15 protein-coding genes are annotated in these 21,858 nt (G+C 74.0%); 8 read left to right on the forward strand and 7 right to left on the reverse strand.

Features of this window, described 5'->3' with window-relative positions; all coding sequences use genetic code 11:
* Positions 1-3 precede the first annotated feature (3 nt).
* The gene (locus tag OG871_RS15530; RefSeq protein ID WP_371497364.1) at positions 4-3,873 is read right to left on the reverse strand and encodes a glycosyltransferase; all 3,870 of its coding nucleotides are present in this window, start codon (positions 3,871-3,873) and stop codon (positions 4-6) included.
* 276 nt (positions 3,874-4,149) lie between these two features.
* Entirely contained in the window at positions 4,150-4,422 is a 273-nt protein-coding gene (locus OG871_RS15535; protein WP_145790473.1) for a WhiB family transcriptional regulator, read from the reverse strand.
* A 670-nt stretch (positions 4,423-5,092) separates the two neighbouring features.
* Between OG871_RS15535 and OG871_RS15540 the strand changes: the two genes are divergently transcribed.
* From OG871_RS15540 to OG871_RS15550, 3 genes are read left to right on the forward strand one after another with little or no spacing between them, the layout of a single operon-like run.
* Complete coding sequence (locus OG871_RS15540; protein WP_371497365.1) at positions 5,093-5,728, forward strand: cysteine dioxygenase family protein; 636 nt, start codon at positions 5,093-5,095, stop codon at positions 5,726-5,728.
* A 35-nt stretch (positions 5,729-5,763) separates the two neighbouring features.
* Positions 5,764-6,723, forward strand: a complete 960-nt coding sequence (cofD, locus tag OG871_RS15545; RefSeq protein ID WP_371497366.1) for a 2-phospho-L-lactate transferase — start codon at positions 5,764-5,766, stop codon at positions 6,721-6,723.
* A complete protein-coding gene (locus OG871_RS15550; RefSeq protein ID WP_371497367.1) occupies positions 6,720-8,009 on the forward strand; it encodes a coenzyme F420-0:L-glutamate ligase in 1,290 nt (429 codons plus the stop codon). Before cofD ends, OG871_RS15550 begins: the two co-directional genes overlap by 4 nt.
* 30 nt (positions 8,010-8,039) lie before the next feature.
* On the opposite strand, the gene OG871_RS15555 is transcribed toward OG871_RS15550, so the two are convergent.
* Complete coding sequence (locus tag OG871_RS15555) at positions 8,040-8,948, reverse strand: DNA-3-methyladenine glycosylase (RefSeq protein WP_371497368.1); 909 nt, start codon at positions 8,946-8,948, stop codon at positions 8,040-8,042.
* 67 nt (positions 8,949-9,015) lie between these two features.
* Entirely contained in the window at positions 9,016-10,167 is a 1,152-nt protein-coding gene (locus tag OG871_RS15560; protein ID WP_371497369.1) for a peptidoglycan recognition protein, read from the reverse strand.
* Positions 10,168-10,268: 101 nt separating this feature from the next.
* On the opposite strand from OG871_RS15560, the gene OG871_RS15565 reads away from it, so the two are divergent.
* The 4 genes from OG871_RS15565 (at position 10,269) to OG871_RS15580 (ending at position 15,920) form a co-directional block, all read left to right on the forward strand.
* Positions 10,269-11,060, forward strand: a complete 792-nt coding sequence (locus OG871_RS15565; protein ID WP_371497370.1) for a TIGR03089 family protein — start codon at positions 10,269-10,271, stop codon at positions 11,058-11,060.
* 34 nt (positions 11,061-11,094) lie between these two features.
* Positions 11,095-12,393: an LCP family protein gene (locus OG871_RS15570; protein ID WP_371497371.1), complete on the forward strand. Its 1,299-nt coding sequence runs from the start codon at positions 11,095-11,097 to the stop codon at positions 12,391-12,393.
* Between the two features lie 130 nt (positions 12,394-12,523).
* Positions 12,524-14,242: an LCP family protein gene (locus OG871_RS15575; RefSeq protein ID WP_371497372.1), complete on the forward strand. Its 1,719-nt coding sequence runs from the start codon at positions 12,524-12,526 to the stop codon at positions 14,240-14,242.
* Positions 14,243-14,333: 91 nt separating this feature from the next.
* The gene (locus tag OG871_RS15580) at positions 14,334-15,920 is read left to right on the forward strand and encodes an LCP family protein (protein WP_371497373.1); all 1,587 of its coding nucleotides are present in this window, start codon (positions 14,334-14,336) and stop codon (positions 15,918-15,920) included.
* 7 nt (positions 15,921-15,927) lie between these two features.
* On the opposite strand, the gene OG871_RS15585 is transcribed toward OG871_RS15580, so the two are convergent.
* Both OG871_RS15585 and OG871_RS15590 read right to left on the reverse strand, forming a co-directional pair.
* Positions 15,928-16,551 (reverse strand): DapH/DapD/GlmU-related protein, encoded by a 624-nt coding sequence (locus tag OG871_RS15585; RefSeq protein WP_371497374.1) that lies wholly within the window; start codon positions 16,549-16,551, stop codon positions 15,928-15,930.
* A 65-nt stretch (positions 16,552-16,616) separates the two neighbouring features.
* Positions 16,617-17,657 carry a glycosyltransferase family 2 protein gene (locus OG871_RS15590; protein WP_371497376.1) on the reverse strand — a complete coding sequence of 347 codons (1,041 nt, stop codon included), beginning with the start codon at positions 17,655-17,657 and terminating at the stop codon, positions 16,617-16,619.
* A gap of 141 nt (positions 17,658-17,798) precedes the next feature.
* Between OG871_RS15590 and OG871_RS15595 the strand changes: the two genes are divergently transcribed.
* Complete coding sequence (locus OG871_RS15595) at positions 17,799-19,265, forward strand: LCP family protein (RefSeq protein ID WP_371497377.1); 1,467 nt, start codon at positions 17,799-17,801, stop codon at positions 19,263-19,265.
* Positions 19,266-19,328: 63 nt separating this feature from the next.
* Here the strand turns inward: OG871_RS15595 and OG871_RS15600 are convergent, their stop codons facing one another.
* Positions 19,329-21,845, reverse strand: coding sequence for an ABC transporter permease (locus tag OG871_RS15600; RefSeq protein WP_371497378.1), 2,517 nt, complete (start codon positions 21,843-21,845; stop codon positions 19,329-19,331).
* Between the last annotated feature and the right edge of the window lie 13 nt (positions 21,846-21,858).

Genomic DNA, 21,858 nt, shown 5'->3' on the forward strand with positions numbered 1-21,858 from the left:
GGGTCAGCTCCCCGATCCGTGGTGGTGCGGGTGACCGCCGTTGCCGTAGGGGTCGGTGCCCTCGGGGTACGCCTGCGGGTAGCCGGGCTGCGGCTGCTGCCCCGGCTCGGCCGGGTAGCCCGGGTACTGGTCGTAGCCGTACTGGCCGTACTGGCCGTACTGGTCGGGGTACTGCCCCTCGGGGTACTGGCCGTCGGCGCCGGGCTGCCCGCCCTGGGCGTACGGGCCACCGACCGGCTGCTGCTCGGGGTAGGCCTGGTAGCCGTACGGGTCCGTGGCGGGCTGGTACGGGTCGTTGCGGTACGGGTCGCCGCCCTGGTAGGGGTCGGACGGGTACGGCACGGCCTGGTAGGGATCGGCCTGGTACGGGTCCGCGTACTGCTCGGTCTCGGGCGTGAACGCCTCGACGGGCTCCGGCTCGCCGCCCGCCTGCTGCGGGACGGTGGCGTAGATCCCCGTCTCGGCCTCGCCCTCGCCCTCCCCGCGTTCGGCCATCCGGCGGGCCCGGCGGCTGCCGGGGGCGGGGGCCTGCGCCTGGACGGCGGCGGCCAGTGCCTGGGCGGCGGCGACCTCCTCGGGGAGGTCGTCGTCGTTGTGGTTGCGGCGGCCGGGCAGGGCGAGCACCAGGACGGTGACGCCGAGCAGCAGCTGCAGCGCGATCCAGCCGGTGTGCAGCAGGCTCGACTCGCGGGTGACGTCGAGCCGGCCGCCCTCGGCGGGCAGCTTGAAGCCCTGGGCCCAGCCGTCCAGGGTGACCGGCTCCAGCGGCTTGCCGTCGAGGGTGGCCTGCCACGCGGGGTCGGCCTGCTCGGCCAGGCGCAGCTGACGGTCGGCCGGGCCCGCGGGGAGCTCGGTCCAGATGTCGTGCTCGCCGGCGGGCAGCGCCACCGGGACGCCCTTCGGGGTGACGATCACGGCCCGGGCGCCGGGCGCGCCGGTGACCTGCCAGAGCGCGACGCCGTTGCCCTGGTTGAGCCGGGTCAGGCCGGGGGTGGTGTCCAGCACGTCCCGGACCTTGGCGATCATCGGGTCCTTGACCTCGATGTACTCGACGCCGTAGCCGGCCAGGGCGGCCGCCTGGTCGCCGCCGGAGCCGGCCAGCAGCTGGCTGGTCAGCCTGGTGAGGTCGCCGCCCGCGGCGGCCTCGACGGTGCCCTCGGCCTGACCGAGGGTCAGGCCCGCGCCGCGGACCAGAGCGTACGAGACGGTGGACCCGTCGGCAGGCCCGGCCAGCACCAGGGTGCGGGCGCGGTCGCTGCTGCCGGCCTCCTCCGCGATGAACGCGGGGACCTGCGGCAGCGCGCTGCGGGTCAGCGGGCCGTCGGCGCCGGCCACGGCCCACCAGAGGGCGGTGCCGAACGGGGCCAGGGCGGCGACGGCGACCACCACGGCGGCGACCGGCTGGCGCCAGCCGAAGGCGATGCCCGAGACGCGGGCGTTGGCGCCGTCGGCGCCGATCGCCGCGGCGGCGAGCAGGGCGACGCCGGTGAGCAGGGTGGCGGGGCCCGCCCAGGCGGCCGCGGCAGGGCCGCCGGAGGCCGGGGTGACGGCCGTGCCGGCCACCGCGACGGTGAACACCAGGCCGGCGCCGGCCGCGGCCCAGGCCGCGAGCACCGCCCGGCGGCGGTCGGCGCGCAGCAGTGCGGCGAGGGCCGCGACCGCCACGCCGACCGAGAGCCACACCGGCGGGACGCCGGCCCCGCCGGGGTTGACCAGGACCAGGCCGAGCGGTGAGGCGGACGGGCCGTTGAAGCCGGCCACCCCCGCCTCCAGCAGCAGCCGGGAGGGGTGCGCGAGGACGTGCAGCGACCACGGGGCGAGCACCAGCACCGGCACGCCGAGGATCACCAGGACCCGCAGGCCGAGCAGGCGCAGCGCCTCACCGCCGGAGCCGTACGCGCCGCCGCGCAGCACCGCGAAGGCCAGGGCGGCCAGGCAGAGCGGCACGGCGATCGCCCAGGCGAGCGGGACGAAGGCGGTGCTCAGGGTGAGCATCAGCACCGTCATCCAGGTGGACCGCCAGCCGGGGCGGGCGCCCTTCGCCGCCGTCTCCTTGCGGATGCCGAGGCCGGCGCTGATCGCGGCGGCCCGGGCCAGCGGCGGGAGCAGCACGGCGAGGACCGCGGTGCCGATCCGGCCCTGGGCGAGCGCGCCGGTGGCGGCGGGCAGCAGGGCGTAGCTGGCGCTGGCCCAGGCGCGGACCAGCTTGGACTCGATCAGCGGGCGGGACACCAGGTAGGCGCTGACCGCCGCGAGCGGGATGGCGAGCACGACCAGCAGGGTCAGCGCCAGGTTCGCGTTGCCGAACAGCAGCCAGGAGAGGGCGGAGAGCGCGGCCAGGTAGGGCGGGGAGGCAGCGGTGGAGCCGTTGCCGACGGGGTGCCAGGAGTCCGCGTACATCCGCCACAGGCCGGCGGCGCCGTCGGAGGCGGGCAGCAGGGCACCGCCCTGGAGCAGCCCGGAGCCGATCAGGCTGCGGCAGGCGACCAGCGCGAACAGCAGCAGCGCGGTGAAGAGCAGGGGTGCCGGCCGCTTGGCCAGCTTCTTGACCAGCGTGAACTGCTCGACCACCAGGTCGTCGGCGTCGTCGTCGCCGGGGCCGGACTCGACGGAGCCGTGCCGGCCCGCGCCCGGGTCCTCGCTGCCGCCGATGCCGAGCGAGCTGATGACCTGTTCGACGGCGAGGCGGGCGGTGGCGCCGGGGGCCGGGAAGAGCGAGCGGTCGTCACCGGGGTCGGCTGCGCGGGTGCGCTTGCGGCGTTTGCGGGCGAGCAGCACCCGCGGCAGCCGGATCAGTTCGTGGCCGAGGCCGGCGATCTCGTCGAAGGCCTGCTTGGGGTCCTTGCCGACCAGGTTGGTGATCACCCGCAGCAGGGTGCCCAGCACCAGCCGCAGCAGGAGGTACGGAAGCAGCACGCCGCGGGTGTTGGCGAGCAGGGTGTAGACGGCGCCGGCCTTGTCCACCCGGTGCGGGTGGTCGGGACCGCAGTCGATGGCGCGGCGCTCGCGGCTGGCGGCCTCGGCGTGCCGGAGCACGGCGTCGGGGGCGACCACGACCCGGTGGCCGGCGGCGTTGACCCGCCAGCAGAAGTCGGTGTCGTCGCGCATCAGCGGCAGTGCCTTGTCGAAGCCGCCGAGCTCCTCGAAGACGTCCCGGCGCACCAGCATGCCGGCGGTGGAGACGGCGAGCACCGGGCGGACCTGGTCGTGCTGGCCCTGGTCCTGCTCGCGGCGGTCGAGGCCGGTCCAGCGGCGGCCGGAGCGGGCGATCGTGACGCCGACCTCCAGCAGCTGCCGGCGGTCGTACCAGCTGCGCAGCTTGGGGCCGATCACGGCGGCGGTCGGGGTGGAGTCCGCGACCTGGAGCAGCCGGCGCAGCGCGTCCGTCTGCGGCTCGCAGTCGTCGTGCAGCAGCCACAGCCACTCGACCGGCCGGGTCTCGCGCGGGCCGCCCCGGCCCAGGTCGTCCTCGTGGCCGAGCGGGTCGCCGTAGTCGTCCCAGCCGCCGGTGACCGGGTCGTAGCCGGAGGGGTCGAGGCTGTACGGGAGGTCCTCGGCGCGCAGCGGCGGGCTGTTGAAGACCGCCTGGCCGACGGCGGTGCCGAAGCCGGCCCGGCGGCCTAGCACCAGCGGGCCGCTCTCCGGGAGCCAGTCGCCCAGGGTGTCCTGCAGCAGCTGCGGGGAGGTGTCGGTGGATCCGGTGTCGACGGCGAGGATGCGCTGCACCTGGCGGTCCTGGCCGAGCAGCCCGGCCAGCGCCTGCGGGAGCCAGCGGGCACCGTCGTGGGAGACGATCACGGCGGTGACGAGGTGGCGCGGGTACGCGGGCGGCCTGGCGGCGGCGAAGCCGCTCTGGTGGCTGTAGACGGTCATCGAGTGCGCGGGCCCCGGTTCCGGTGGGAGGGCGGTTGGTGTGCGGTGCCACCCGGGCGGGCCGTTGGTCCGGGCACGGGTGGCGCAGCGCATGCCGGATGCCGGGCATCCGGATGGCGCACCACACTAACGGCTCAGGGTGGCCGCGGTGCTCCCGGTCCTGGTGAAGATGTGGCTGCGAAAGGCGTACGGGTATGCGAAAGCGCCCCACCGCTGGGGTGAGGCGCTGCCACGGGTGCGGGGCCGGGGGCCACCGCCCGGGAGGTCCGGCCCGGGTCAGACCGCGCTCTTCTTGAGCCGGCGGCGCTCGCGCTCGGAGAGCCCGCCCCAGATCCCGAACCGCTCGTCATTGGCGAGCGCGTATTCCAGGCACTCGGACCGCACCTCGCAGGCGAGGCAGACCTTCTTGGCCTCGCGGGTGGAGCCGCCCTTCTCGGGGAAGAAGGACTCCGGGTCGGTCTGGGCGCACAGCGCGCGCTCCTGCCAGCCGAGTTCCTCTTCGTCCTCTTCGATGCCCTCACCGATCAAAAGCTCAAAGAGCTCGCTCATCTGGCGCGCCTCCTCTGCCCCTCTTGGCGTCCCCGTGGTTGCCGTTGCCCGGAGCGGCGGAACGACACGAGTGAAATTACAGTTGCGTCACTCTGGCCCAGTCAAGCCGAGCTCTGGTATTGGGCCAAGGATTCACTCCCCGGAACCAAGCCGTTACGAATAGTGTACATATCTGGACAACCCGGACATTCGTAGCGACGGATGGCATATCGCCCCAGAACCGCTTGCGGGCCGACGCACCGCCAATACCGACCGGCCCGGCCCCCTCCCGGAGGAGGAGACGCCTGCGGCCCGAGCGCGGTTGCCTGGTCACCGGGCTGCCTTCCCGGCGATCTTCGCATCGAAACATAGAGGGTGATTTATCACCCCATCCGGTGGTTCGGTGGAGATGTGACCTGAATGTCCGCCAGCTCGGGTTGACACTGTCACCCCTCTTGCGGTCTCCTTGCTCACATGTCAGAGTTCGCCGCCCACCGGAGCCGCCGCCAGGCCGCCATCCGTCGTGCCGCGAACTCGCTCTGCTGTCGCCTCTGTTCCTGCTGTATCTAGGCGCTCGCGTCCCACCGCGCGCCGCCCAGGTAAGCCAGAGGCCGCCCGCGCGACAGTCCCCCTCGTAAGCTCCGCGGACCCGGCTGACCCACCGAACCAGCCGATCCAAGGACTATCGACCGTGCGAATGCCCCGTATCCGCAAGCGCAACCGGGACCGCGCCAAGCTTCTGAGCCCGGCAGCCACCCGGCCCACCGCCACCCCCCGGTCCACCGCCGCCCGCTGGGCCGACGGCCTGAGCGACGTCTCCATCGCCGGCGACCCACTGGCCTTCCCGCACCTCGCCCGCACCGACCTGCCGCAGCACCCCACCACGGTGGCGGGCTACGCGCAGCTGGTCCGGGAGATCGCCGCCGACCGCGACCGCTGGGCCCCACTGGTCCGCTACGACGCCCTCACCCGCTGGTACGCCCGGCTGGAGACCGGCCCGGGCTACGAGGTCTGGCTGCTCAGCTGGCTGCCCGGCCAGAGCAGCGGCTTCCACGACCACGGCCAGTCCGCGGGCGTGATGACCGTGGTCGAGGGCGAACTGGTCGAGCGCTCGCTCACCGACGCCGGCGAGGGCACCCGGGTGCTCGCCCCCGGCCGTCAGCGCGTGTTCTCCGCCGGCTACCTGCACGAGGTGGTGAACGGCGCGCTGGAGCCCGCCGTCTCCATCCACCTCTACACGCCGGGCCTGGTGGAGATGAACCAGTACGGCACCGCCGCCCCCGGCCGGCAGGCCCGGCACGAGGACCGACGCCAGCACCAGGCCTGACGGGCCGCCACCGGACCGCCTGGCAGGATGAGCGCATGCGCATCGTGGCACTGGCAGGCGGAATTGGTGGGGCGCGCTTCCTGCGCGGGCTGAAGGAGGCCGTCGCCCCGGGGGACGAGATCACGGTCATCGGCAACACCGGTGACGACATCCATCTGTTCGGGCTGAAGGTCTGCCCGGACCTGGACACCGTGATGTACACCCTCGGCGGCGGCATCCACGAGGAACAGGGCTGGGGACGGGCCGACGAGACCTGGTCCGTCAAGGAGGAGCTGAAGGCCTACGGCGTCGGCCCCGACTGGTTCGGCCTCGGCGACCGGGACTTCGCCACCCACATCGTCCGCACCCAGATGCTGGCCGCCGGCTACCCGCTGAGCGCCGTCACCGAGGCTCTGTGCGACCGCTGGCAGCCGGGCGTGCGGCTGATCCCGATGAGCGACGACCGGGTCGAGACCCACGTCCGGATCACCGACGAGGCCGGCAGCCGGGCCGTGCACTTCCAGGAGTACTGGGTCCGGCTGCACGCCGCCGTGGCCGCCGAGGCGATCGTGCCGGTCGGCGCGGACACCGCGAAGCCGGCCCCCGGAGTGCTGGAGGCGATCGCCGCGGCGGACGTCATCCTCCTCCCGCCGTCCAACCCGGTGGTCAGCATCGGCACCATCCTGGCCGTGCCCGGCATCCGGCAGGCCGTCGCCGCGGCGGCCGCGCCGGTGGTCGGGCTCTCCCCGATCATCGGCGGCGCGCCCGTGCGGGGCATGGCCGACAAGGTGCTCGCGGCGGTCGGCGTGGAGTCCACCGCCGAGGCGGTCGCCCGGCACTACGGCCCGGGCCTGCTGGACGGCTGGCTGGTGGACACCGCCGACCGTGCCGCGGTCACCGGGGTCGAGGAGGCGGGCATCCCCTGCCGGGCCGTCCCGCTGCTGATGACCGACGTCGCGGCGACCGCCGAGATGGCCCGGGCCGCGCTGGCGCTGGCCGAGGAGGTCCGGGCGTGATCGTCCTGCACCCGGTCCACGGGCTGCCCGAGATCGGCACCGGCGCCGACCTCGCCGAGCTGATCGCCAAGGCCGGGGAGTTCGAGGACGGCGACATCCTGCTGGTCACCTCGAAGATCGTCAGCAAGGCCGAGGGCCGCATCCTGCGGGCCGACGACCGGGAGGCCGCGATCGACGCCGAGACCGTCCGGGTGGTCGCCCGGCGCGGTCCCACCCGGATCGTCGAGAACCGCAACGGGCTGGTGATGGCCGCGGCCGGCGTCGACGCCTCCAACACCGCCCCGGGCACGGTGCTGCTGCTGCCCGAGGACCCGGACGCCTCCGCCCGCGCCCTGCGCACCCGGCTCCAGCAACTGACCGGCCGCCGGCTCGCCGTGGTGATCACCGACACCTTCGGCCGCCCCTGGCGCAACGGCCTCACCGACGTCGCCATCGGCGCGGCCGGCCTGCCCGTCCTGGAGGACCACCGCGGCCGCACCGACAGCCACGGCAACCTGCTGGCGATGACCGTCACCGCCACCGCCGACGAACTCGCCGCCGCCGCCGACCTGGTGAAGGGCAAGGCCACCGGCACCCCGGTCGCCGTGGTGCGCGGTCTGGCCGACCTGGTCACCGTCGAGGACGGCGAGGGCGCCCGGGCGATGGTCCGCTCCCCCGCCGAGGACATGTTCCGGCTCGGCACCTCCGAAGCCGTCCGCGAGGCCGTGACCCTGCGCCGGACCATCCGCTCCTTCACCGCCGAACCGGTCGACCCGGACGCCGTCCGCCGCGCGGTCGCCGCCGCCGTCACCGCGCCCGCGCCGCACCACACCACGCCCTGGCGCTTCGTGCTGCTGGAGAGCGCCGGGGTCCGCACCGCGCTGCTGGACGCCATGCTCGCCGCCTGGCAGCGCGACCTGCGCGAGCTCGACGGCTGGGACGAGGAGAAGGTCGCCCGCCGCACCGCCCGCGGCAACGTCCTGCGCGACGCCCCCTACCTGGTGGTGCCCTGCCTGGTGATGGACGGCTCGCACGCCTACCCGGACCCGCGCCGGGCCGCCGCCGAGCGGGAGATGTTCACCGTGGCGATCGGCGCGGCCGTGCAGAACCTGCTGGTCACCCTGGCCGGCGAGGGGTACGGCTCGGCCTGGGTCTCGTCCACCATGTTCTGCCGCGACACCGTGCGCGAGGTACTCGACCTGCCCGCCGGCTGGGACCCGATGGGCGCCGTCGCCGTCGGCCGCCCGGCCGAGGCCCCCCGGCACCGGCAGCCGCGCGGCGCCGAGGAGTTCGTCACGGTCCGCTGATCCCCCGCGGTCCGAGCCGCCGGTGGACCGTCACCGGCTCCGGTGGTCGTTCGGGGTGAGGCGGGGGCCGTAGCGGGGGGCCCGGGCGCCGGTGAGCATGATCAGCCGGCAGACCCGGTAGCGGTGCGGGCGGTAGGGCTCCAGCAGGGCGAGCATCCGGTCGTCGTCACTGCGGGGGCGGCCGGCCAGCGCCCAGCCGACCAGGTTGGGCAGGTGGAAGTCGCCGACCGAGACCGCGTCCGGATCACCGTTGCTGCGCTGCAGGGTCTCGGCCGCCGTCCAGACCCCGATGCCGGGGACGGCGGTCAACCGGGCGAAGGCCGCCTCCGCCGCGAAGCCGGAGGCCTCCTCCAGCCGGGCCGCCAACCGGGCCGCGCGGACCACGGTGGCGGAACGCTTCGGGTCCACCCCCGCCCGGTGCCACTCCCAGCTCGGGATCAGCGCCCACTCGCGGGCGGACGGCGCGACCCGCATCCCCTCCAGCGGGCCCGGCGCCGGGGTGCCGAAGTCGCGCAGCAGGGTGCGCCAGGCGCGGTACGCCTCGTCGGTGGTGACCTTCTGCTCCAGCACCGCCGGGATCAGCGACTCCATCACCAGCCCGGTCCGGCCGATCCGCAGCCCCGGATGGGTGCGCTGGGCCTCCCGCAGCGGCCCCGGCGGCAGCACCAGCCCCGACGGGTCGTCGGCCGCGCCCAGCAGTGCGGGCAGCTGCGCCAGCAGCCAGTCGGCGCCGGGGCCCCAGGCCTGCGCCTCCACCTCGCCGCCGGACGGCGCGATCCGAACGGTACCTGGCCCGGCGGGCGTGCGGGAGGCCCGCCAGACCGCGCCGTCACCGGTGGTCCGGTAGGCGGGGTCGGCGGGCCCCCGCCGCAGCGGGAACAGGATCCTGGGCAGGTCGAGCGGGAAGCCCGGCCGCCATCGCCGCACCGTGCCCGGCATCGCCCGTCACCTCTTCCGCCGCCCGGAGTCGGGCCACCGGAACGATACGCCTGCGGCCCGGTCCGGCTCAGCGGCCCTGGAGTTTGGCGGCCCTGGTGCGGATGTCGCCGAGGCGGCTGTACAGGGTGCCGCCCGGGCACTCGGTGGCGAAGGCGTCCCGGTGACCGGAGATCGTCTTGAAGCTGACCGACGTGCCCTTCTTGTACCTGCTGCCGTCGGAGGCGGAGACCAGGGTGGTCGAGCCGGCGGCGTCCTGGTCGGTCAGGCCGAGCTTCCAGGCGGCGATCTTGACGATGCCGTCCTGCTGGGCCTGCGGGGCGCTGGCGGTACCGAAGCTGCCGATCGCGGCGACCCCGGAGCTGGCCGTGTTGAAGCCCAGCGTGTGGGCACCGAGCACCGGCTCGATCACCCCGCCGGCCCGGCCCTCGAAGATGGTGCCGCAGCGGTCGACCAGGAAGTTGTAGCCGATGTCCCGCCAGCCGTTGGACTGCACGTGGTAGAGGTAGATGGAGCGGATGATCGCCGCGCTGTCGGAGCAGGAGTAGTTGTTCGCGGTGTCGGTGTGATGGACGAAGACGGCTTTCACGGGGTCGGTGTAGACGAAGCCGGGCTCACGGACGGACTCGTCCGCACCCCAGCCCGAACGGGTGACGATGCCGGGCCGCGGCCCGGGGTGGTCGACCGAGGGGAGAACGCGCTCGGAGGCGGCGGCGGACGATTCGCTGCCCGCGGTCACGGCGGGGCCACTGCCCGGGTCGACCAGCTCGGCCCGCAGGCCGGCCGGCAGCGGACGGCCGGCGCTGTGCACCCGCACGGAGACGCCGTTGCTGGCGCCGACCCACAGGGGTGCGGTCGAACCGCGGCCGGTCGGCTCGTCGGGGCGGTCGTCGGCCTCGACGTCGAGGTCGTGCCAACCGCTCCACCGCCCGGTGGCGGCGCTTCGGGTGCGGACCTGGACGGTGCCGTCCAGCTGGGCGGTCGGATCGTCCCAGCTGACGCCGAGCAGGGCGAAGGACTTGGTGGACTGCGAGTCGAGGGTGCGATCGGCGCCGTCCGCGGGGCCGCCGCTGCGTCGACTCTCGGTCAGGGGAAGGGCCGTCACCCCGCCCGGCGCCGCCCGGCTCTCCCCCGGGATCGCGTCCGCACCGGCGGCCACGGAAGGAAGGAGCAACAGGACGGAGGAGCCGGCAGCGAGCGCGGCGAACTGAGTAAACCTCATGAATCGGATATTGAGGGCAAATCAGTCATCCCGCCATGTCGAGCAACGCCGGTGATCACCCTCCCGGCGGACCACTCCGAGGCCGTAGGCTGGACCGCACCATGACTGCGCCTTTCGCTGCCGACGCCCGTACCCCCGCCGAGCTGCTGAACGCCTATCTGCGCCCCGGGGCCACCGATGCCGACTCCTCCCGCCCCCTGGTCACCTTCTACGACGACTCGACCGGTGAACGCGTCGAGCTGTCCGCGAGAACCTTCGACAACTGGGTGGCCAAGACCGCGAACCTGCTCCAGGACGAACTGAACGCGGGCCCCGAGGACCGGGCCGCGCTCCTGCTGCCCGCCCACTGGCAGACCGCCGTCTGGCTGCTGGCCTGCTGGTCCGTCGGGGTCGCCGTGATCCCCGGCGGCGAGCCCGCCGACGCCGACCTGGTGGTCAGCGGCCCTGACGGCCTGGCAGCCGCCGAGGCCTGTACCGGCGAACGGGTGGCCCTCGCGCTGCGCCCGCTCGGCGGCCGCTTCCCGCAGCGCCCGGACGGCTTCCTCGACTACGCCGCCGAGGTGCCGGGCCAGGGCGACCGCTTCGCGCCCTACTCCCCGGTCGACCCGCAGGCCCCGGCCCTGGAGACCAGCACCGAGGGGCTGCCGCTCAAGCTGTCCGGCGAGCAGACCGTCGAGCTGGCCCGGGCCGGCGCCGCCCGGCTGGGCCTCGGCCCCGGCGACCGGGTGCTCAGCACCCTCTCGTACGACGACTGGACCGGCCTGGAGGCGGGCCTGCTGGCACCGCTGGCGGTCGGCGCCTCGGTGGTGCTGTGCCGCAACTCGGACCGGCTGACGTCCGACCAGTGGGAGAAGCGGATCGAATCCGAACGGGTGACTCTGCGGCTGAGCTGATCCGGACCGCCTCACCGGGGTACGAATCCCGGCGATGGCAGTGGAGCAGGAGGACGGCGAGCGCCCCCCGACCCCCGAGGGAGAGGGGCGCCGCCGGTTCCTGCGGGGTCACTGGCTGGCCCTGGTCGCCGGACTGCTGTCCCTGCTGCTGCTCGTCGGCGGCACGCTGGCCTGGCTCGCGTACCGCAAGCTGAACGGCAACATCGAGACCGATACCGCCACGGCCACCCTGCTCGGGCCGGAGTCGGACCGTCCGACCCGGGTCTCGGGACCCGCCGAGAACATCCTGCTCATCGGCAGCGACGACCGCAGCGGCGCCAACGGCGCGTACGGGTCCACGGCCGGGCAGCGGTCGGACACCGTGATCCTGCTGCACCTCGCGGCGGACGGGCGGCGGGCCACCGCCGTCTCCGTCCCGCGGGACGTGATGGTGACCGTGCCGCCGTGCGAGCTGCCGGACGGCACCCGCTCCCGGGGCGGCCTCGCACAGTTCAACGCGGCCTTCGACACCGGCGGCCCGGCCTGCACCATCCGGACCGTCGAACGGCTCAGCGGGATCCGTATCGACCACCACATGATCGTCGACTTCACCGGGTTCAAGCGGATGGTGGACGCGGTCGGCGGAGTCGAGGTGTGCGTACCGGCGGAGGTCCACGACCGCGACGCCCATCTGGACCTGCCCGCCGGGCGGCAGCTGCTGCACGGGGAGCAGGCGCTGGGCTGGGTACGGGTCCGCGAGAGCCTGGGCAACGGCAGCGACACCGACCGGATGGGCCGTCAGCAGCAGTTCCTGGCGGCACTGATCCGCAAGGTGCAGTCGCAGGGCGTCCTGCTCAACCCGACCAGGCTCTGGCCGCTGCTGGACGCGGCGACCTCCTCGATCACGGCCGACCCCGGGCTGAGCCGCCTCGGCGCGCTGTACGACCTGGCGCAGCGGCTGCGCTCGATGGCCCCCGTGGACATCGTCTTCCTCACCACTCCGCGGCGGCCGTACCGCTACAACGCCAACCGGGACGAGTTCGTCCAGCCGCAGACCGACCAGCTGTTCGCGGCGCTGCGGGAGGACCGCGCGGTGACGGTCCGGCCGAGCGCCGACCCGGGCGCCGACCCGGGCGCCGAGCAGAGCGGCGACCCCGGCGCACGCCCCGCACCGGACGCGAGCGCCAGCTCCGGGTCCGGCTCCGGCCCGACCCCCCGCCCGACCCCGGCACCCACCGCCGACGACGATCCGGGCACCGCCCCGGCCTCCCCCTCCGCCACCGGGCCCCCCGGGACGACCCCACCGCTGGTGGGCCGGACCGCCGGCCAGCCGGACGACTGCGCGGCGGGCTGAGCCGCCGCGCGCTTGGGAACGTTATGTGAAGAAGGCTCAGGTGATTTGGCCCGGTTCGCCACGGAACGGGCGTGTGGCAGCTGTCACACCGTGACCAAACCAGCGTTCCTGCTCGTCTAGGGTGTCCGGGGTGAACAGCGGACACCGGCATCCGAACCACCTCGCGGACCCGTTCCCCCAGGAGGTCGACCCGGCCGATCAGTGGGTGCTCGACCCGCAGACCGGCGAGTTCCGCCTGAACCTGGACGGCCCTGCGCTGGCCGGCGTCCCGGCCCAGGCCGGACCTGGGCGGGCCGCCGCCAGGGCCCGGACCGCCGAGCGGCGCACCCGCCCGGTCCCCGGGCCGCCGCCCGGCTCCGGCCCCGAGGGCGGAGGCCGGGCCGCCCGGCGCAGGAGCAGCCGCTCCAAACCGCGCGGCCGACGCGCCCTCAAGTGGACCGCCGGTGTGGCCGCACTCGTCCTGGTGGCCGGCTGCGGCGGCGCGTACTACGCCTACCAGCACTTCAACGGGAACATCAGCTCCGTCGAGGTGCAGGTGGGCAGCGAGGCCGAGCGGCCGCCGGCCGTCGGGGACGCCCTGAACATCCTGGTCATCGGTACCGACAGCCGGGTGGGCCTGGGCCGTGACTACGGGGACGAGGGCAGCGCCGGGCACGCGGACACCACCCTGCTGTTCCATGTCGCCAAGGACCGCAGCAACGCGACGGTGATGAGCATCCCGCGCGACCTGATGCTGCCGATCCCGGAGTGCAAGTCCGGCACCAAGAAGATCCCGGGCAGCGCCCGGGCGATGTTCAACACCAGCCTCGGGCAGGACGGCCGGGACCCGGGCTGCACCTGGATGACGGTCGAGCAGACCGCGAAGATCCGGATCGACCACTTCATGATGGTCAACTTCGACGCGGTGAAGAGCCTGTCCACCGCCGTCGGCGGGGTGGAGGTCTGCGCCGCCAAGGACATCAACGACCCCGACTCGCACCTGACGATGACCAAGGGCAAGCACGTGGTGCAGGGCGAGGACGCCCTCGCGTTCGTCCGCACCCGACACGCCGTGGGCTTCGGCGGTGACCTGACCCGGATCCCGCTGCAGCAGCAGTTCATCAGCTCGATGATCCGGAAGATCAAGAGCAGCGACACCCTGACCAGCCCGACCAAGCTGTGGAGCCTGGCCGACGCGGCCACCAAGGCACTCACCGTCGACTCCGGCATCGGCAGTGTGGACAAGCTGAAGGACCTGGCGCTGGAGCTGAGCAAGGTCGACACCAAGAACATCACCTTCACCACCGTGCCGGTGCTGGACGATCCCAAGGACCAGGGCCGGCTGATCCTCAAGCAGCCCGAGGCCGGCCAGCTGTTCTCGATGATCGCCAACGACCGCTCGCTGACCGAGGTGCAGCAGGCGGCCGATGCCGCCGCCGCCCCGAGCGAGGCGGCCGCCCCGGCCGCGCCCGCCGCACCGAGCGGGCCGCCCGTCGACGCGGCCGCGGTCCGGGCCAGCGTGCGCAACGGCACCGGCCAGGCGCAGCAGGCGGCGAAGGCCGTGACCCTCCTCCAGGGCAAGGGCTTCACCCGGGCCGCGACCGGCGGCAACGCCGAGGCGACGGCCGCCAGCACGGTCTCGTTCCCCGCGGGCAAGGCCGACCAGGCCGCCGCACTGGCCGCCGCCCTCGGTCTGCCGGCGAGCGCCGTCCAGCAGAGCGCCAAGCTCGGGGCCAAGGACGCCCTGGTGGTGGTGCTCGGCCAGGACTACACGGGCGGCACGGCGGGCGCCGCGGCCGCCGTTCCGACCGAGGCCCCCAAGGATCTTCAGCGGGTCCAGGCGGACGACACGAACGTCTGCGCTAAATAAATCCGGCCGGAGTGCACACCTTCCCCACCTCTCGCGCGTGTATACGAGTGGGGCCCCGCCCGGGGCTCGCTCGGACGACGGGGGACCAGGCATGGACGAGGTCACGACGCCCGGCGGCCGCGCCGCCGCCCGCCGGGCGGCCGGGAGCGGCGGCCGACGCCGGAAACGGGCCCGGCGGACCGGGTTCCGCCGGTGGCTCAGACCGGTGGCGCTGAGCACCGGGGCCTTCGTGGTGGTGAGCTGCGGCGCCGGCTACCTCTACCTCAGACACCTGGACTCGAACATCCAGCACGCGCCGCTCGGTGCGGGCAACCCGCCGCCGCCGGCCGGCCAGGCCGACGCCGAGGGCCGGGTCGCGATGAACATCCTGATCATCGGGACCGACAGCCGCAAGGGCCTCGGCGGCGGGTACGGCGACCGGGAGAACACCGGCGCCGGCCACAACGACGTGAACATCGTGCTGCACGTCTACCCGGACAAGCGCGCCGCCGTCGCCCTCGACCTGCCCCGGGACACCCTGATCGACCTGCCCGTGTGCAAGGCCCCGGACGGCACCGCCTACTCGGCGAAGACCCACCGACCGCTGAACGAGGCGCTCGGCCGCGGCGGACCGGGCTGCGTCCAGGACACCGTCCAGTCCATCACCAAGCTGAAGATCGACCACTATCTGCTGGTCAACTTCCAGGGCGTCAAGGACATCACCGACGCCGTCGGCGGCGTGGAGGTGAACCTCTGCCAGCCGATCAAGGACAGGGACTCGGAGCTCGACCTGCCGGCCGGCCCCAACAAGCTCAGCGGCGAGCAGGGCCTGCAGTTCGTGCGGACCCGCCACGCCGTCCAGGACGGCTCCTCGCTGGGCCGGTTCGCCATGCAGCGGGCCTTCCTCTCCGCCCTGCTGAAGAAGGTCACCGACCAGGGCACCCTGCTGGACCCGACCAAGGCCTTCCCGATGATCGACGCCGCCACCAGGGCGATCACCGTGGACGACCCGATAGCCGGCACCACCAAACTGGTCGGCCTGGCCAACAGCCTGCGCAACATCAAGCCGGCCGAGGTCAGCTTCGTCCAGCCGCCGATGGCCTTCACCCCGGACGACCCGGACCGGGAACTCCAGCAGAAGGCCAGGTTCGTCCAGCCCGGCGCCGACGATCTGTTCAAGCTGATCCTCGCCGACCGGACGCTGAACGGCACCGAGGACCACACCGGCGGCCCGGACCCGGCCGCCGCCCCGCCCTCCCCCACGCCGTCCCCCGAGGTTCCGGCCGCCCCGGCGGTGGATCCGGCCTCGGTCACGGTGACGGTACTCAACGGCACCCCGCAGAGCGGGCTGGCCGCCGGTACCAGCAGCAGGCTCGGCGCGCTGGGCTACCACTCCTCGCCCGGCACCGGCGCCGGCAAGAACGTGCGGACGAGCAGCGTCCGCTACCCCCGGGCCGACCAGAAGGCGGGCGCGCTCGCCGTCGCCGCGGCGCTCGGCCTGCCGGCGGAGGCCGTGACGGCGGGCGGCACCGGCCGGGCCGTGGTGGTCACGCTCGGCGCGGACTACCGGCCGGGCGGCAGCGGCAGCGGCAGCGGCGGTACCCCGGCGGCGCCGGTGCCCAGCGCGGTGCCCTCCGACGTCACGGTCCACCAGGGTGACGAGGCCAAGTGCGTCCAGGGCTGGACGGGGACGCACTGACCGCCGGTCAGGACGCCTGCGCGAGCAGCCCGTCGCTCTCCACGTACTCCTCGCCGGTGCGCGGGCAGCGCCACCGCCCGCCGCCGGCGTCCTCCAGCGGTTCGCCGGCCCGGCCGACCCACTTGATCCGCCGCGCGGGCACGCCGGCGACCAGGGCGAAGTCGGGGACGTCCCGGTGCACCACCGCGCCGGCCGCGACCAGGGCCCAGCGGCCCACCGTCACCCCCGCGACCAGCACCGCCCGGCCGCCGATCGAGCAGCCGCTGCGGAGCGTCACCCCGCGGGCGTGCCAGTCGTCGCCGCGCTTGAGCTTGCCGTCCACGTCCACCGAGCGCGGGTAGAGGTCGTTGGTGAGCACCGCCGCCGGGCCGATGAACACCCCGTCCTCGACCACCGCGGGCTCGTACACCAGGGCGTGGTTCTGCAGCTTGACCCGGTCGCCGATCCGCACGCCGGGGCCGACGTAGGCACCCCGGCCGATGATGCAGTCGGCCCCGATCTCGGCGTCCTCGCGCACCTGCGCCAGGTGCCAGACCGTACTTCCCGGGCCGATCACCGCCCGCTCGTCCACGTCCGCACTCGACTCGATCCGGACGTCCGTCCGGGCCGACGCCCCCTCAGCAATCCCCATGGCGGGGACGATAGCGCCCCGGGCACCGGGCCCGGGGCGTTATCCGTGAGTCGGCCGGGCGGGGCTCAGCTGTTGTCCGCCGCCGGCGTCATCGGAGCCGGGGCGGTGCTCCCGATCACCCGGCGGGCCAGCGAACGCGGCGAGGTGAGGAAGCCGAAGCCCCAGCTCATGTGCATGGTGACGAGCGCCACCGGCAGCTGCATCCGGGCCTTGGCGGACATCCCGCGGGCCTGCAGCGCCGAGCCGCCGAGGATGGCGCTCAGGTAGCCGAGCGGAACGGCCAGGAAGGCGGGGTGCACGGCCGCGCCGAGCGCCAGGCCCGCGACCACCGCGGCCAGCGCGGCCGGCGGGGCGAGGTAGCGCAGGTTGACCGAACCGCGGTGGTAGCGGGTCACCACCCGGCGCCAGCGGCCGTAGTCCTTGTACTGCTTGGCCAGCGCCCGCACGCTCGGGCGCGGCCGGTAGGTGACCCGCAGCTGCGGGCTGAACCAGATCAGGCCGCCGTCCTGGCGGATCCGGTAGTTCAGCTCCCAGTCCTGGGCGCGGATGAACTCCTCGTTGTAGCCGCCGGCCTTCTCCAGCACCTCGCGGCGGAAGACGCCCAGGTAGACGGTCTCCGCCGGGCCGGCCAGGCCGCCAGTGTGGAAGGCCGCGTTGCCGACACCGATCTTCGAGGTCATGGCGGCGGCGACCGCCTTCTCCCACTCGGTCTCGCCCTCGGCGTGCATGACGCCGCCGACGTTGGCCGCGTCCATCTCGTCGAGCAGCCGGACGGCGGTGCCGATGTAGCCCGGGGTGAGCAGCCCGTGGCCGTCCACCCGCACCACCACCGGATGGCTGGAGCCGCGGATCGCGGCGTTCAGCCCGGCCGGTGTACGGCCGGTGGGGTTCGGCACGGTGCGCACCCGGGGGTCGGCGGCGACCAGCTCGGCGGCGATCTCGTCGGTCCGGTCGGTGGACGGACCGAGCGCGATCACCACCTCCAGCTCACCCGCGTAGTCCTGTTCCAGGATCCGGCGGACGGCGGTACGGAGGTGACGTTCCTCGTTGAGCACCGGCATGATCACGGAGACCGCCGGCAGCTCCTCAGCAGCCTTGGTGTTCATCGCGCCCCACCGTACCGGCGCGGGGCCGCCCTTGTCAGATGGGGGTTGGCACGGATCGCCCCGCCGGAACGATCCGGCTTCGCCCTGACGCGCGGCGCGCCCTGGGCCGCTGCGCGTCGGGCCGCCCCTACCATCCTGAGGATGCCTTCTTCGCCTGTGCGCCGAAGCCGCCCGCCCCGCCGCCGGTGGGGCCAGTGGGCCGCGGGCGCCGTCTCGCTGGCGGTCCTGACGGCCTCCGGCGGGGGCTGGGCGATACTGCACGGCGTCAGCGCGTCGATCGGGAGGGTGGACGCCTTCAGCGGCGACCACGAGCGCCCCGCGCAGGACGGGGCCACCACCTTCCTGGTGGTGGGGACCGACGAGCGCGACGGCATCCCCGCGGCCACCCTGAAGGACGTGCTGCACGCGGGCGGCGAGTCCTGCCACTGCACCGACACCATGATGCTCGTCCAGCTCGCCGGGAACGGCGGCTCGGCCACCGTGATCAGCATTCCGCGCGACTCGTACGTGGACATCCCCGCCCATCAGGACCTGGCCACCCGCAAGCAGGTGCCGGCCGGCAAGGGGAAGATCAACGCGGCCTTCGGGATGGGCGGCGCGGCCCTCACCGTGCAGACCGTGGAGCAGAACACCGGTCTGCGGATCGACCACTACCTCCAGGTCGACTTCCTCACCTTCGTCACCACCGTGGACGCGGTCGGCGGGGTGGAGGTGTGCAGCGCCAAGCCGCTCAAGGACGAGTACTCGGGCCTGGACCTGCCCGCCGGCAACAGCCGGCTGGACGGGGCCGGCGCCCTGAAGTACGTCCGGGCGCGCTACGTCGACGGCAGCGCCGACCTGGGCCGGATGCACCGCCAGCAGAAGTTCCTCGCCCAGCTGCTGCGGCAGGCCACCACCGGCGACACCCTGCTCGACCCGGCCAGGCTGGCCCGGGTCACCGACACCGTCCTGCGGTCGGTCAAGGCCGACGAGGACCTGGGCAGCGACGACCTGATCCGGCTGGTCGGCCGGCTCAAGGACCTGTCCGCCGCCGACGCGGACTTCACCACGGTGCCGCTGGCCGCGGTCGACCACCAGGTCGCCGGGTGGGGCTCGACCGTGCTCTGGGACCGTCCCGCCGCCAAGGTGCTGTTCGACGCGGTACGGCACGGACGGCCGCTGACCGCCAAGCCGAGCCGTGCACCCGCCGCCGCCCCCGTCCCCGCGGGCACCGTGCCGCCCGAGCTGATCCGCGTCCAGGTGCTCAACGGGACCGGGGTCCAGGGCCTCGGCGCCCGGGTCGACACCGACCTGCGCGCGGCGGGCTTCGTGACCACCGGCGCGCCGTCGAACGCGCCCGAAGCCGCGGCCAGGACGACGGTGCGCTACGACCCGCACTGGGAGGAGTCGGCGAGGACGGTGGCGGCGACGCTGCCGGGCTCCGAACTCGTCCCGGTGGCGGACCTGGGGGCGACCGTCCAGGTGGTGGTCGGCGGCGACTACCACGGGGTCGCCGGGGTACCGGTGACCGGCCCGCCGCCCTCGGCGCCGCCGGCCACCCCTGCGTCGTCGGCCCCGGCCGAGCCCGCGGTGGCCGCCGAGACCGGCTCGCAGATCAGCTGCCCCTGAGTGCCGTCCGGGGCACGGCCGAGGGGCCGGGCTCGGCGCCCGGCCCCTCGGTGGTGCGGGAGGTCAGTCGGTGGCGATGGCCGCCAGGACGTTCATCCGGCCGGCCCGGAAGGCCGGGACGAGCGCCGCGAGCAGACCGATCACCGCCGAGGCCACCAGGATGAAGACGATCGTCCCGGTCGGAACGGTCAGCACGTCCAGGCCCTGGTCCGCCAGCACCTTGCGGGCGGTGACGCCCCAGCCGAGGCCGAGACCACAGCCGAGCAGGGCGCCGAAGACCGCGATCACCACGGACTCCAGCCGGATCATCCGGCGCAGCTGGCGGCGGGACAGGCCGATGGCCCGCAGCAGGCCGATCTCCCTGGTCCGCTCGACCACCGACAGGGCGAGGGTGTTGATCACGCCGAGCACGGCGACCGCGATGGCCAGACCCAGCAGGCCGTACACCATGTAGAGCAGCTGGTTGACCTGGCTCTGCACCAGATCCTTGAGCCCGGCCTGGTCCTGCACCTTGACCTGCGGGTAGGCCTCCAGGGACTTCTGCAGGGCGGCGAGGGTCTGCGCCTTGTCGGCGCCCGCCGCGGCGGTGCCGAACATGACCTGGTCGGACGGCAGTTCGGCGGCGGGCACCACCTTGGTGACGGTGTCGACGGAGGTGTAGAACTGCTTGTCGAAGAAGGAGTTGCCGAGCTGGGTGACCGCCGCGACCGGCAGGCTCTGGGTACGGCCCTGGCCGTAGTCCACCGTCACCGGGTCGCCGGCCTTGAGGTTGTGGTCCTTGGCGAAGTTCTCGTCGACCGAGACCCCGCCGGTGAAGACGTTCTCCGCCTGGCCGGAGGCGACCGGCATCCGGAAGGCCTCGGCGAAGTTCGGTGTGACGGCGAGCAGTTGCGTCTCGGTGTGCTTGCCGTCCGGGGTGGTGAAGGTGACCGGCAGCGCCCGCTCCTCGACCAGGGCCTTCAGCCCCGAGGTGCCGCGGGCCGCGTCGGCCATCGCGGGGGTGAGGATGCCGTGCGCCGTGACGATGTAGTCCGCGCCGACCGACCTGTCGATCTGGGCGTTGACCGAGGTCACCATCGAGTTGGTGACCACCGAGGCACCGGTGACCACGGCCAGGCCGATCATCAGCGCCGCCGCGGTCGCGCCGGTGCGGCGCGGGTTGCGCATCGCGTTGCGCTGGGCCAGCTTGCCGGCCGGGCCGAACAGGGCCGGCAGTGCGGCGCCGAGCACCCGGACCACACCGGTCGACAGCAGCGGACCGAGCACCACGAAGCCCACCAGCGTGAGCACGACCCCGGCGGCCAGCGGCAGCCCGCCGTCGGCGGCCTTGTCCGCCAGGCCCGCGACGACCAGGCCGACCACGCCGAGACCGGTGAGGACCAGGCCGACGATGCTGCGGATCCGGTTGGCCGAGGCCTCCGCCGGGGTGCCGTGGTCGCGCAGCGCGGCCATCGGCGAGATCCGGCTGGCCCGGCGGGCCGGGATCCAGGCCGCCAGCACGGTGATCAGGATGCCGACCAGGTACGAGGCGACCGGCACACTCCAGGTGATCTCCAGCGAGGAGGCGTCCAGGTTCATCCCGGCCAGCTTCATCAGCTGGATGAGCAGCACCGCGAGGCCGAGGCCGGCGGCCAGGCCGAGGGTGGAGCCGAGCAGGCCGAGGATCAGCGCCTCGATCAGGACCGAGCGGTTGACCTGCTTGCGGCTGCCGCCGAGGGCGCGCAGCAGGCCGATCTCCCGGGTGCGCTGGGCGACCAGCATGGAGAAGGTGTTGATGATCAGGAAGCCGCCGACCAGCAGCGATATACCGGCGAAGCCGAGCATCACGTACTTCATGAAGTCGAGGAAGGAGCCGACGCCCTTGGCGCCGTCGGCCTTCTGCTCGGCGGCGGTCTTGGCCTGGAAGTCGTTGCCGAGCGCGGCCAGCGCGGCCGACTTGAGCTGCTCGTCGGTGCGGCTGCCGTCGCCGAACAGCTCGACCGAGGTGTAGGCGCTCTGGCCGAGCAGGGTGCTCTGGGCGGTGGCGGTGTCCAGGAAGGCGAGCGCCGCGCCGGGGTTGGTGGTCCGGAAGGTGGCGATGCCGGTGATCGTGAAGTCGTGGCTGCCGGTGTCGTTGATGATCCGGATCGGGCTGCCCAGCCCGAGGTGTGCCTTCTTGGCGGTGTCCGCGTCCAGCACCAGGTCGCCCGCGCCCTGGGGGACGTGGCCGGAGGTGATGTCGACGGAGTTGCGCGGCGAGTCGGTCCAGTTGGCGGTGATGGTGGGCGCGCCCTGGGTGGGCCCGATCTCCTTGTTGGCGACCGGGTCGATCAGGGCGGACGTCTGGGTGAGGACCTGGCCGAGGGCGCTCTTCACGCCGGGCAGGCCGGCCAGCTGCGACACCGTGGCCACCGGGACGGTCCGGGCCTTGGCCCCGCTCGGCGGGCCGCCGGCGTCCTCGTCCGTCGGCCGCTGGACCGAGAGGTCCGAGGCGGTGGAGGCGAACAGCTTGTCGAAGGTGCTGGTGGCGGTGTTGGCGAACACCAGGGTGCCGGAGACGAACGCGACCGACAGCACCACGGCGATCAGCGAGAGGATCATGCGCCCCTTGTGG

The sequence above is a fragment of the Kitasatospora sp. NBC_00374 genome (assembly GCF_041434935.1).
Lineage (GTDB): Bacteria > Actinomycetota > Actinomycetes > Streptomycetales > Streptomycetaceae > Kitasatospora.